This is a genomic window from Vibrio sp. M260118, assembly GCF_036533755.1.
Classification (GTDB): Bacteria; Pseudomonadota; Gammaproteobacteria; order Enterobacterales; family Vibrionaceae; genus Vibrio.
The window spans coordinates 1-13,123 of record NZ_JATABG010000053.1; the positions used below are offsets into that span (position 1 = coordinate 1).

Sequence of the window (13,123 nt, forward strand, 5' to 3'; positions counted from 1 at the left end):
GCAAGCTGGCTCTCTAAAGACATAAAAAAAATCCGATATTAGTTTCCTAATATCGGATTTTGAAGCCTTTTGAGGATCGGTCAAATGATCTCACAAATTTCTTAACTGATCGGCATTACTGGTAAAAACCAGACCTTAATTGTTGAGAAGTTAAGCTTATTGGGCTGTTTCTTCACCGTTGTCAATCTTTAGCAGCTCAACTTCAAATACCAGCGTTGAGTTTGCCGGGATCGTTGGCGTGTCTTGCTCGCCGTACGCAAGCTCAGGTGGGATAACAAACTTGAACTTAGAACCTACAGGCATTAGCTGAACGCCTTCTGTCCAACCAGGTATTACTCGATTAAGAGGGAACGTTGCAGGCTCACCACGATCGTATGAACTATCGAACTGAGTGCCGTCAATTAGCGTACCCTTGTAGTGCACTTGAACAGTGTCAGTATCTTTTGGCTGCTCGCCTTCTGCTGGTGTCACTACTTGGTAAAGTAGACCAGTGTCAGTCTTTTGCACACCTTCTTGCTTTTCAAATTCAGCACGGAACTCGTCACCCGCTTTCTTAGCTGCCGCTGATTTCTCTGCTGCTTGCTTTTGCATTGTTTCCGCAACACGCTTATCTAGCGCTTCTAGAGCTGCCCGAGTCTCTTGCTCGTCTAACTCTGGGTTTCCTGCAAATACATGCTCAATTCCTTTTAGAACAAGATCTTTGTTTAACGTAATACCAATTTCGCTTGGCTTGTCTAGACTAGTGCTTAAGTAGTTAGCAAAAGAAACACCAATTGCGTATGCCGCTTTGTCGTCTTCAGTTGCGAAAGAAACCGTCTTAGCAGCTTCAGCTTGCTCTACCGCTGGTGCTGTTTCAGCTTTTGGTTCTTCTTCTTTTTGACAGCCAACAGCAAGTGCAACAGTTGCAGCAAGTAGTGACACTTTAAAAATCGATTTCATTTAACTCTCCAATTGAGACTTTTGTCTTTGTGCACAAATCTTTAATAAAGACTGGTACATATTTGAATGTTATACCAATATAACCGTTATGCGTCTTAATTAAACGTAAACAAACGGATATTTGGACTTAATGCGTATAATTTTTAACTCAATAATCATCGCCATTGTCATTACAACGTTAAATGGATGTTTTTTCTCCACTAAAGATAGCCAACGTTGGACCATCGAGCCCAATGGCACCACTAGTTTTGCATTGAGTCGAGATGCCCGTTTCGCCCTACTTTACTCTAAAGAGCATCAGTTGGTGCTTTGGGATCTAGATGAAAGCCAAGAGCTCGCCTCGTTGGGGGCTCAGGACCCTCAGTCCAGTACCGTTTCTCGCATCCGTATTTCAGATAACGGTCGCTTCGCCGTCACCGCCACGCAAATTAACTTTGCCGTTTGGGATTTAGCTTGGACTCAAGCGGAAGGGCTCTGGTCCATATCAGATGGCTTAATTCGTGATGTGGATATTGCCAGTAATGGCGACCAAGTGTTACTCGGTCTATCGAATGGCAAAGCGATTTACGTCAATTTAGTCACCGGCCGACGCCTAGAGTTCCTTGCTCACAATGAAAAAGTCAATTCCGTTGCTTTATCGCCGAATGGTCGCTTTGCCCTATCTGGAGGCAATGACTATACCGCCTATCTATGGGATACCAATACGGGTCAGATACTCAAAACCTTTGAACACGAACAACGTGTTAACCGAGTTGCACTTCAACGTGATGGTAAATATGCCTTTACCTCTGATGGAGGAAACCAGGCGATAGTATGGGACCTTACCACAGGAGATGAGATATCTCGGCTGCAGAGCTTTTCTCGTCAGCTAATTTTCTCAACCGCCCGTTTCTCTGATGATGGTAAACATTTACTTACCGGTACACCCTCTAGCCGCATCATGGTTTGGGATACTCACACTGGCAAACGAGTAGACGGATTTGAGGCTGAGCCATTAAAAGATGCTCGCCCTCCACGTGCAGTGGTGTATGATGCAGCCTTTGATAGCCAAAACCGCGTCGTATCCGGCACATCTGCGGGCATAGCCCAAGCTTGGGACGTCGACTATTAACAGTAAGATCAGTGAACATGACCGATAAGCGAGTTGAACAGTTAGAAAGCCGCGTAAATGACCTAGAGTGTCAGCTAGCTTTCCAAGAACAGACAATTGAAGAGTTAAATGATGCGCTTAGTCAGCAACAGTTGCTGATCACTAAAATGCAGGATCAAATGAAGTATGTGGTGGGGAAAGTGAAGAATATGGACTCTTCTAACCTAGCTGATGCTGCGCAAGAAACGCCACCACCGCACTACTAATTGCAGCAAGCCGCGCCTTACCCAAATACATAAGCAATCACGACGCCAGCGACCACTAAGCAGCCACCAATTCGACGTAGCTGATTGTCTGGTTGCTGACTAAGCTGAGCAACCATATTACGCCATCCGTTAGGCGCAATTAACGGCCCTAGCCCTTCAACGATAAGCACTAGACCAAAAGCTAACCATAGAGAATTCGACATAGATTTCCTACCATAAAAATAAAGGCTCCGTGAGGAGCCTTTATACTAACTGAGTTTAATTACTTCGCTTCAGCGCCAACTGAGTTATTCATGTACTGGAAGAACTCGCTGTTCGGATCCAACACTAAGATATCACTCTTGTTGCTGAATGATTTCTCATAAGCTTGTAGAGAACGCATAAAGCCGAAGAATTCAGGGTCTTTGTTGTAAGCATCGGCGTAGATTTTTGCAGACTTAGCATCCGCTTCACCTCGCGTTACACGTGCAGTTTTATCGGCTTCTGCTAGAACTGTTGCCACTTCTAGTTCAGCTTGCGCACGAATAACTTCTGCTTTCTCACGACCTTGAGAACGGTGACGACGAGCAACAGACTCACGTTCAGCTCTCATACGGCGGTAGATTGATTCACTGATTTCGTCTGGAAGATTGATTTTCTTCATACGGAAATCAACCACTTCTACGCCTAAGTCAGCCATCGCACTTTCACGTGTACCCGAGAGTACATTTGCCATGATTTTGTCACGCTCACCATCAATCTCTAATGCTTCTAGAGCCGCTTCAGTAGTGACTTCTTCACTATCGCTATCAGGCAGTACATCTTTATTACGTGGACCGGATACGATCTGCTTGATTTCACGCGCACCGATTTCTGAACGAAGAACGTCTGTAACTTTACGCTCAAGTAGCGCTTCTGCAGTCAAGGCATTACCGCCACCCGTTGTTAGGTAGTAGCGGCCAAAGTCTGCAATACGCCACTTCACGTAGGTATCGATGATTACGTCTTTTTTCTCAGAAGTTACGAAACGGTCAGAGCGGCCATCCATCGTCTGGATACGCGCATCTAACGTCTTCACACGGTCAAACAGTGGCATTTTGAAGTGCAGACCCGGTTCATAGATTCTTGATACACCGTTGTCATCAAGAACACGACCAAATCGAATCACCAATCCACGCTCACCTTCTTGGATAACAAAGATCGACATTAGCAGCAGAACAATCGTTACAACTACTACAGGGATCATTAACTTACGCATTCTTAATATCTCCCTTGACGTGAACCTGAACGAGATTGCGAGTCTGAAGTTGTCTCATTCTGAGTCTCTAGCTCAATTTGATCGTAAGCCGAAGATGACTTCGTATTACGTTTTGTTTGCGTTGTGCCTTCACCCGCTAACTTATCAATTGGTAGGTATAGCAAGTTACCGCTAGATTCCGAATCGATAAGCACTTTCGAAGTGCTTGAGTAAACTTGTTCCATAGTGTCTAGATACAGACGGTTACGTGTAACCTCTGGTGATGCTTGATACTCAGGAAGCAGTTTCTCAAACTGAGCAACTTGACCGAGCGCTTCATTCACAACTCGCTCAGAGTAACCCAATGCTTCTTTCTTCAAACGCTCAGCACGACCTGTTGCTTTAGGCAGAATGTCGTTTCGGTAAGCTTCCGCTTCACGTTCGAAACGCTCTTCATCCTCACGCGCCGCAATTGCATCATCGAATGCGTCTTTAACTTGCTCAGGCGGACGTGCCGACTGGAAGTTAACATCGACAATAACGACACCCATATCATAGCTATCTACAATCGCGTTCAATGTCTCTTGAGTGCTTTGACGGATTTGCTGACGACCGCTGGTTAGTATGCTATCCATTAGCGAGTCACCAATTACTGCACGAAGAGCAGAATCTGTCGCCTGGCGTAGGCTGTCGTCTGCGTTAGTCACGCGGAATAGGTATTTGTATGGGTCAGCAACACGGTACTGAACGTCCATAGATACGGTTACCACGTTTTCATCTTTGGTCAGCATTAGACCTGATGAACGTAGCGAGCGGATCGCTTGAACGTTAACAGCTTCGTACTCGTCGATAAAACGAGGACGCCAGTTTAGACCAGGATCGACCACGCGATCGTACTTACCTAAACGTAGCACGACACCACGTTCTGCTTCACCGATAGTGTAAAAGCCTGCAAAGAACCAAATTGCTACCGCGATTGCAGCGATGACACCAAAACCCAGTGCACCACCACCTCCGATAGAAGGCCCTTTACCACCTTTACCACCACCAAACTTTCCACCCAGTTTCTGACTTAGTTTGCTAAAAACTTCGTCCAAGTCTGGCGGCCCTTGATCGCGGCCACCTTTGTTACCACGATTATTATTACCCCAAGGGTCATTATCGCGGCCATTGTTGCCGTTGTTATTACCAGGCTCATTCCACGCCATTAGAAAGCTCCATCATTTGATATGACGTTATACTGTAGCAGTCATTTAAGTAACTATAAAGTCACGTAAAACTGCCTCATCTCTTTTTTCAAGTCTAGACCAATCTGCTTGTTGCATTCGAACTTCGATCAACAAGTTACCATCTTGGTCATATTCTTCACGTTGAATACACTTCATTTGGAAGAATGTACTACGAAGTCTGCCTTGATGTTGTGGCGGAATTCGCATTTGGTGCTGAACCATCTGGCTTGCCAAACGTTCAGTCAGCGCGTCGAACAGGAGCTCAATCCCCCTGCCTTCCATTGCTGAAACCCAAACCGTTTTAGGGACACCTTCATCATCTCGCTCGATTCTGGGTTCTTGACCATCGAGGTTATCGATCTTGTTCATGACGACCAATGCAGGGATTTCATCCGCATCGATTTCAGCAAGCACGTCATGAACAGCTTGGATATTCTCACGAAAACGCTCATCACTGGCATCGACAACATGTAACAAAATGTCAGCTTCTTGCGTCTCCTGAAGTGTTGCTTTAAACGCTGCCACTAGATCATGGGGCAAGTGGCGAATAAACCCAACCGTGTCAGCTAAAATTGCCGGACCAACGTCAGATAACTCTATCTTACGTAATGTAGGGTCCAAAGTAGCAAATAACTGGTCAGCCGCGTATACACCGGCCTCGGTAATTCGGTTGAATAGCGTCGATTTCCCTGCATTGGTATAACCCACTAAGGAAACCGTTGGTATTTCCGCTCGATTTCTAGCTCGGCGACCTTGTTCACGCTGTTTAGCGACTTTTTCTAAACGGCGTAATATCGTTTTTATACGAACACGCAATAGACGTCGGTCAGTTTCTAACTGAGTTTCACCTGGACCACGTAAACCGATACCACCTTTCTGTCTTTCAAGGTGAGTCCAACCACGAATCAATCGAGTAGAGATATGGCGCAGCTGTGCAAGTTCAACTTGCAGCTTACCTTCGTGGGTACGGGCACGTTGGGCAAATATATCAAGGATAAGGCCCGTTCTATCTAGAACTCGGCACTTGCACAACGCTTCGAGGTTACGTTCTTGGGCAGGAGAGAGGGCGTGATTAAAAATCACAATATCCGCTTCAGCCAATTGCACAGCTTGAGCAATCTCCTGAGCTTTACCCTCTCCGACATAGTATTTAGGGTGTGGCGACTGGCGACTTCCTGTTACAACTTGTAACGTAGAAACGCCAGCAGAAGATACCAACATCTCAAATTCGCTGAGATCTTCCCACTCCCCTTCTTGCGTAAAGTTGATATGAACAAGTACGGCTCGCTCACCGGCTTCATAACGGTCAAACAAGCAATCAACTCCTTACAAACAAATATGATACTTCAGAGAATTAATCTTCTGACTTCTCTTGCTGACGCTCACCTTGTGGACGGTCACCGCTGTGGTGGCTTACTGGGCGCGCAGGCACAACTGTTGAGATTGCGTGCTTGTATACCATTTGGTTAACCGTGTTCTTCAATAGGATCACGAATTGGTCAAAAGATTCGATCTGACCTTGAAGCTTAATTCCGTTCACAAGGTAGATAGACACTGGAATACGTTCACGACGTAATGCATTTAAGAATGGGTCTTGTAGAGATTGCCCCTTAGCCATTTTTATTTTCCTTATTTTGTAATTTTGTTTTAATTATTTAGCTAGTGGTACGTTGCACGCGAAAATTGCGGCCTTTGCTCTGAGCTAAACGAATAAAATAACACCCTGTCGATACCTGTTATGACGGCTTTAAACCAAAATTTCAAGTAACAGATCCTTTACAAGGCAATTTCACGCAAAAGCGATCACATTATACACAGCTAAAACCTTCAGATGCTATGGCATTTGAAACAGTTTCTAACGCATGATCAATGTTTTCGCTATCTAACCAAGTTAAATCATCCCAGCTGCGTAACCAGGTAATTTGTCGCTTGGCCAATTGACGAGTTGCACAGATGCCTTTAAATATTGCGTCATCTAATGTGCAGTTCCCGTCCAAATAGTCCCACATCTGTCTATAACCAACACAGCGAATAGATGGAAGATCCGGATGAAGATCATCACGCGCATAAAGTGCACGCATTTCATCTTCAAACCCTGCTTCTATCATCATTTCGTAGCGAAGTTCAATTCGACGATGGAGCTCTGCCCTTTCCTTGGGAGCTATTGCAAACTGTTTAACTCGATACGGCAGGCTTTCACCTTTAGTTTGAGTTAACTCAGTAAGAGTTTTACCCGAAATTCGATAAACTTCCAATGCCCGAGACAATCTTTGTGGATCATTCGGGTGGATTCGCTTAGCTGAGACAGGATCGATCTCCTCAAGAATCTCATGCAGTTTATCCCAACCAAATGTCGCGGCTTCTTGCTCGATCTGTTGGCGAATCTCAGGGTCCGCTGCTGGAAGTGGCGATAACCCTTCAAGCAACGCTTTATAGTAAAGCATAGTTCCGCCGACCAATAGCGGGATCTTGCCTTGATCAACAATTTTGCGCATTTCATTGAGCGCATCACGACGAAAGTCAGCCGCAGAGTATGCTTCGCTTGGATCTAAAATATCGATCAAGCGATGTGGTGCCTGCGCTTGTTCTTCTGCGTCTGGCTTGGCCGTTCCAATATCCATTCCTTTGTAGATCAACGCAGAATCAACTGAGATGATCTCTACTGGGTACTTCTTGCGTAAGCGAATCGCAAGGTCGGTTTTCCCTGATGCTGTTGGCCCCATTAAAAACAGGGCTAAAGGTAATTCTGTATTGTTCATAATTCTAACGCTGCAATGGTTGCAGAAAAATCAACTGGCCTTACAAAGGCGTGATCACCAAGCGGTAACTTGCCCTGCCACAACTGTTCGACATCCGAAATGATCTGAATAGCTTCTGACAAAGTGTAGTCACTTTTCACCTGTGTAATTTGATCACTAAGCCACTTTGCTATCTGGACATGTGACAGAGGCTGAGAGGCCGTTTGACACGAAACCGCGTAAGATAGCAGATCTGGGATCAATTGTTGTAAGTTTTGTTGTCTTAATGGCTGGGGGACACCCATCACCATCAGCGCCTTATTTGCACGTAACTTAAGCTCAATGCCAAATGAATCTAAAGTTGGCTGTAGCGCCTGAGCTATATCAAGCAGAGCTTCATCGAGCTTTACCGAAAGCGGCACTAGCAATGGCTGACTTTTCAGCTTTCCTTCTCGAGTCGATAGTTGCCCATTAACTCGTAACCATTCCGCTTTAGCAAGGCTCACAAGGTTGGTACCTTGTTTATCAGCCATGACGAGATAACGGCCTTGCACAACATTCAGTGCCTTACCCAAAGATTCGACAACCGAAACCTCAACTTGTTCAGTAGAAGCTTCAACAACGCTTGTTGGTTCATCAGCTTGTACCACTGGTATGTCAGGGGTTTTCAGCAGCTCTTGGTAAGCTTTAACCTCTTGCTTACTTGGCGCAGGTTCACTGTATCGCTCAGCCACTCTTGGTTTAGCCGTTGGGCGAGACTCTTGCCAGTCACTTCTTGGCTGAGCTTCGCGTACACACTCCCGACTTTCAGCATAGTCAGCCTTACCCGGATAGGAAGGTACCGATTCAATCGCGCGATACTCTTGCTCAGAGGTACGGTTCACGCTCTCATGCCTTGCGAACTGCTGCGATTCATCCGCTGGCTGCTGCTGTACATGAAATGCTGACGCGGTCTGCTCTGGTTTATCAATATGCGCGCTCTGGGCAAGAGCATCACTCAGCGCTTGGTAAATAAAATCATGTACCAAACGCGCTTGATGAAAACGAACCTCATGCTTGGCAGGGTGCACATTGACATCGACTTGATGAGGATCGAGCTCAATGAAAAGTACATAGGTCGCGAATTGATCCGGGCGTAAGCTTGTCTCATAGCTTTGACGGATAGCGTGGTTGATCAACTTGTCGCGCATCATTCGACCGTTAACGTAACAGTATTGCAGATCGCTTTGCTGACGAGCCCCCTCAGGCGTGGTGATCCAACCATGAAGCTTAAGCCCTTGATGCTCTAGTTCAATCTTGAGCATATTACGCACGAAGGCACTACCACATACAGCTGCGATACGTTTCTCAGCTTGTACATCGGTTTTGGCCGATCGGTACTGCTTAACAAGCTTGCCGTTATGCCTAAGATTAATGCTGACATCAAAACGACTTAAAGCAATACGCTTTAGCAACTCATCAATATGGGTAAATTCAGTTTTCTCTGTACGCAGGAACTTACGTCGAGCAGGGGTATTAAAAAACAGATCAAGTACTTCAACCGTGGTACCAATCGGATGAGCGGCAGGTTGAAGTTTTACTGCCATGTCGCGGCCTTCACTGTATGCAGACCAGGCTTGATCTTGGGTCGCAGGGCGAGAGGTCATAGTTAGACGCGACACCGAACTAATACTCGCTAACGCCTCTCCCCGAAAGCCCAAACTGATAATCGCTTCAAGATCATCAAGAGTATGGATTTTTGATGTTGCGTGACGACTTAAAGCAAGGCCAAGCTCATCTTTAGCGATCCCTTTGCCGTTATCACGAACACGGATCAGCTTGGCGCCGCCTTTATCTATATCAATATCGATCCTTGTCGCACCAGAATCTAAACTGTTTTCCACTAGCTCTTTAACGACAGAAGCGGGCCTTTCGACCACTTCACCCGCTGCGATTTGGTTAGCAAGGCGCGCAGGTAGAATCTTTATTGTCACGTTCAAAACTCACTCTAATTGTGTGGAATGATGAGCACCTGACCAATAGCTAATTGGTCAGAACGTAGGTTGTTCGCCTTACGAATACTATTCACGCTCACTTTGTACTTCGAGGCGATCTTACTTAGGAACTCACCACGCTTGACCGTATGCTTACGTGGCGGAACATCCTTCATACTTACGGTAACCTTAAGCTTCTGACCCAGTTTTAGCGTATCTGATTTGAGTCTATTCTCACGCTTAATCGCAGCCACTGACACCTTATATTTCGCAGCAATCTTACCTAGGTACTCACCGCGCTGTACCACGTGTGTGAGTGTTTTGGTTTCAACCGGATTCTTAATCTGCGGGACGGGAACCGATTGACTCGAACCTGGAATCGTCAAAATTTGCCCAATGGCTAAGCTGGTACTTTTCAGCTTGTTGGTCTGCATGATCGCTTTGGTTGAAGTGCCATACTTCTTCGCGATCAGAGATAGAGACTCACCTCGCGCCACTTTGTGCTTAATTGTTTTACCTCTGTTAGCAAACAAAGTGCCTTCTGGAGGGTTAGCTTCAAAGTACTGAACAATCGCTTTGCTCAATGCGCGCGCTAGCTTGTCTTGGTGGCTGCGTTGGAACAACAACCTCTCTTCCGTCGGGTTAGTAATAAAACCCGTTTCAACCAGAACCGAAGGAATATCTGGAGACTTCAATACCGCCAAGCTCGCATTAACCGGTTCTTTCTTATGAAGTGTAACGCCAACTCGGGTCATCTCACGCAGAATCTTAGTCGCTAGTTTGTAGCCCTCTTTCTGCGAGTGGCTAAACTTCAAATCAAGAATCGTCTGGCTAACATTTCTATCATTGGCATTCTTGGATAGAACTTCACCGGCACCACCCAATAGCTGAGACTGCTCTTCGTGGTTCTCTACCCAACGGGCAATTTCTGAGTTCGCTCGACGCGTATTGAGGACAAATACCGAACCACCACGTGGTTTAGGAGAACGGAAACCATCAGCATGAATAGAAACTAATAAGTGTGCTTTGTTACGGCGGGCAATCTCTGAACGCTTGTTGAGGTTAACAAAGTAATCACCGCTACGAGTCAGTACTGCCTTCATACCCGGAACAGCATTAATTTGAGCCACAATTTTCTTAGAAATAGCTAATGTTGCGTGTTTCTCATATCTTTTGCTGGGACCAATCGATCCCGGGTCTTCGCCACCGTGCCCCGGATCAATCGCGACAACGATATCAGCAGTCCCCATAAACTGAGATGCGTCACGGCTAACCGTTGTCGAGTTAGTCGACTTAGACGGGGTTGGTTTAGCTTGAGTGCCATGAGGCATATCCATTACCAAACGATGGCCATACTGACCACCCGGTGTTGGGGATAATTTGAATATTTGTGGAGTTACTTTGCGCTTCAGTTCAAACACCAAACGATAAGTCCCTTTGCTTGGTGGAGAGCTTTTTCGGATCCTTTTAAGTACCGGACTGTCGGTAACACTGATAGGAAGCTTAGTGTTCAGTGAGGTTTTTTTAAGGTCAACGACAATACGATCTGGGCTCGAAAGCGTGAAATAGCTGTAATCAGCTTCTGAAGAAAGATCGATAACAACGCGAGTTTCATCAGGCGCAGGCCAAACGCGAATCCCTTCTAGCGCATTTGCAAATACAAAACTGGGCGCAAGAGTAAGAGCGAGAAGAAATGGAAAGAAAACAGCTCTTATAAAAGTACTCTTCAACATAACTCCAACTGTTCTAATAATTGACATCCATACTGATTGTTTGCTGTCAGTTCAACCATACGAGCCTCACCGTTATAGCGAAGATCAATATCAAGATCCGCTTCAGGCAACAACCCCTGACCTTTTTCAGGCCATTCGACTAAACAGATCGCGTCGGATGTGAAGTAGTCGCGGATTCCCATGAATTCGAGCTCTTCTGGGTCAGCTAAACGGTAAAGATCAAAATGGTAAACCTGCCACTGATCAAGTTGATAAGGTTCTACTAACGTATAGGTTGGGCTTTTTACATTTCCTACATGACCTAATGCACGAACAAAACCACGGCTAAATGTCGTTTTACCCGCACCCAAATCACCGTGTAAATAAATGGTGGTTTGCTGAGAGCACAAGTTTGCCAATGCCGTCCCCAATTGAATCGTTGCTTGTTCATCTTTAAGGGCAAATTGTTTGGTGGTCATGAAGATCAATCTCTACGCTGTGACTATATAAAAATCAAAAGAACAGGAATAGTAAACTGGGTTGGAATTGAGAGACAAGAGATCTTGTGTAAGTAAAACGAAAAATCAGCGCTTTCTTGCCATTTTTTGCTTTTCGACAGCTAGATCCTGTATATAAGATCCGTTAAGATCCTGCCCCCTTTACCCGGAGCAATCAGCATGAACTACCAAGCGCTTGCAGACAAGATCAAAATATGGGGCCAAGAACTTGGCTTCCAGAAGGTTGGTATCTGCGATGTAGATCTGTCTGAGCATGAAGCTGAGCTACAAAAATGGCTCGATGCTGGTTACCACGGGGAGATGGATTGGATGGCTCGTCACGGCATGATGAGAGCGCGTCCTGCTGAGTTATTGCCAGGTACAGTGCGTGTTATTAGTGTACGCATGGACTACCTTCCTCCAGAAGCTCAGTTCGCTGCGAATCTTTCTGATCCCACTCAGGCTTATATAAGTCGCTACTCTCTTGGCCGAGACTATCACAAGTTAATCCGCAACCAACTTAAGAAGCTAGGCAAGAAAATAGAACAAGAAGTAGGAAACTTCGGCTATCGCCCATTTGTCGATTCTGCTCCGATTCTGGAGAGACCTTTAGCACAGAATGCAGGTTTAGGATGGACAGGGAAACACTCGCTAATCTTAGATAAAGACTGCGGCTCTTGGTTCTTTCTTGGAGAACTATTAATTGACCTTCCCCTACCGGTAGATGAGCCAAGTGTTAATGAATGCGGAAAATGCACTGCCTGCATTACGTCTTGCCCTACACAAGCCATTGTCGACGATGGCATTGTCGATGCAAGACGCTGTATCTCCTACTTAACCATTGAGTTCGACGGAGTCATCCCAGAAGAGTTTCGCAAAGCGATGGGCAATCGAATTTATGGCTGCGATGACTGCCAGCTTGTTTGCCCTTGGAATCGCTATTCCAAATTGACAGAGCAGGAAGACTTTCACCGAAGAGAAACACTAACGTCACCAAATCTCGTTAACCTGTTTATGTGGGATGAGATCACGTTCCTAAAGAATATGGAAGGTTCTGCAATTCGCCGTATCGGCCACCTGCAATGGCTAAGAAATTTATCAATAGCAATGGGGAATGCCCCATACTCTCAATCCATCATTGAAGCACTTAAAAGTCGCTTAGGGCTCAGCGAAACTCTTGATACTCATATCCAATGGGCAATTGAACAACAAGTTGAACAACTGCCTAGCCAATCAACTAAGCTAAATCGACTGATTCGAATTGTCGAGAAGGGGCTTCCGCGTGATGCATAATGCTTGCCGAAACTCCCCCGTCATAATTTGACCTAGCTCCAAAAAACAAATGTGGAAAAAAGAAACGGGGAATCGCTATTTTCTTATTGCTACGAAAGTTAATCACAACGCACAGAAATGACTAGGATCAAAAAACAGTGACTTAATGATCGTAAAGTTAAAGTACCATC

General features: G+C 45.6%; 13 protein-coding genes. 3 read left to right on the forward strand and 10 right to left on the reverse strand.

The window, feature by feature from the left end; genetic code table 11:
• Positions 1-156: 156 nt before the first annotated feature.
• Positions 157-939 (reverse strand): FKBP-type peptidyl-prolyl cis-trans isomerase, encoded by a 783-nt coding sequence (gene fkpA, locus QTO00_RS05485; RefSeq protein WP_331423513.1) that lies wholly within the window; start codon positions 937-939, stop codon positions 157-159.
• Positions 940-1,069: 130 nt separating this feature from the next.
• Here fkpA and QTO00_RS05490 point away from each other — a divergent pair, with 130 nt between their 5' ends.
• Complete coding sequence (locus tag QTO00_RS05490) at positions 1,070-2,050, forward strand: WD40 repeat domain-containing protein (protein ID WP_331423515.1); 981 nt, start codon at positions 1,070-1,072, stop codon at positions 2,048-2,050.
• A 17-nt stretch (positions 2,051-2,067) separates the two neighbouring features.
• Positions 2,068-2,295 carry a SlyX family protein gene (locus tag QTO00_RS05495; RefSeq protein WP_331423517.1) on the forward strand — a complete coding sequence of 76 codons (228 nt, stop codon included), beginning with the start codon at positions 2,068-2,070 and terminating at the stop codon, positions 2,293-2,295.
• 17 nt (positions 2,296-2,312) lie between these two features.
• On the opposite strand, the gene QTO00_RS05500 is transcribed toward QTO00_RS05495, so the two are convergent.
• The 9 genes from QTO00_RS05500 to tsaE all read right to left on the reverse strand — a co-directional run bounded on the left by QTO00_RS05500 (position 2,313) and on the right by tsaE (position 11,642).
• Positions 2,313-2,498 carry a DUF2065 domain-containing protein gene (locus QTO00_RS05500; protein WP_038209773.1) on the reverse strand — a complete coding sequence of 62 codons (186 nt, stop codon included), beginning with the start codon at positions 2,496-2,498 and terminating at the stop codon, positions 2,313-2,315.
• 59 nt (positions 2,499-2,557) lie between these two features.
• Complete coding sequence (gene hflC / locus QTO00_RS05505; RefSeq protein WP_331423518.1) at positions 2,558-3,532, reverse strand: protease modulator HflC; 975 nt, start codon at positions 3,530-3,532, stop codon at positions 2,558-2,560.
• A gap of 2 nt (positions 3,533-3,534) precedes the next feature.
• A complete protein-coding gene (gene hflK / locus QTO00_RS05510; RefSeq protein WP_038209780.1) occupies positions 3,535-4,719 on the reverse strand; it encodes an FtsH protease activity modulator HflK in 1,185 nt (394 codons plus the stop codon).
• Between the two features lie 45 nt (positions 4,720-4,764).
• Complete coding sequence (gene hflX / locus QTO00_RS05515) at positions 4,765-6,054, reverse strand: ribosome rescue GTPase HflX (protein WP_331423519.1); 1,290 nt, start codon at positions 6,052-6,054, stop codon at positions 4,765-4,767.
• Positions 6,055-6,094: 40 nt separating this feature from the next.
• On the reverse strand, positions 6,095-6,358 hold the full coding sequence (gene hfq, locus QTO00_RS05520) for an RNA chaperone Hfq (protein WP_038209787.1): 264 nt from the start codon (positions 6,356-6,358) through the stop codon (positions 6,095-6,097).
• 190 nt (positions 6,359-6,548) lie between these two features.
• Entirely contained in the window at positions 6,549-7,499 is a 951-nt protein-coding gene (gene miaA, locus QTO00_RS05525) for a tRNA (adenosine(37)-N6)-dimethylallyltransferase MiaA (protein ID WP_331423520.1), read from the reverse strand.
• Positions 7,496-9,451, reverse strand: a complete 1,956-nt coding sequence (gene mutL, locus QTO00_RS05530) for a DNA mismatch repair endonuclease MutL (protein WP_331423521.1) — start codon at positions 9,449-9,451, stop codon at positions 7,496-7,498. The genes miaA and mutL overlap by 4 nt, the downstream gene beginning before the upstream one ends.
• 14 nt (positions 9,452-9,465) lie before the next feature.
• A complete protein-coding gene (locus QTO00_RS05535; protein WP_331423522.1) occupies positions 9,466-11,184 on the reverse strand; it encodes a LysM peptidoglycan-binding domain-containing protein in 1,719 nt (572 codons plus the stop codon).
• Positions 11,178-11,642 (reverse strand): tRNA (adenosine(37)-N6)-threonylcarbamoyltransferase complex ATPase subunit type 1 TsaE, encoded by a 465-nt coding sequence (gene tsaE, locus QTO00_RS05540; RefSeq protein WP_331423523.1) that lies wholly within the window; start codon positions 11,640-11,642, stop codon positions 11,178-11,180. Before tsaE ends, QTO00_RS05535 begins: the two co-directional genes overlap by 7 nt.
• Positions 11,643-11,840: 198 nt before the next feature.
• Here tsaE and queG point away from each other — a divergent pair, with 198 nt between their 5' ends.
• On the forward strand, positions 11,841-12,953 hold the full coding sequence (gene queG / locus QTO00_RS05545) for a tRNA epoxyqueuosine(34) reductase QueG (protein ID WP_331423524.1): 1,113 nt from the start codon (positions 11,841-11,843) through the stop codon (positions 12,951-12,953).
• Positions 12,954-13,123: the final 170 nt, after the last annotated feature.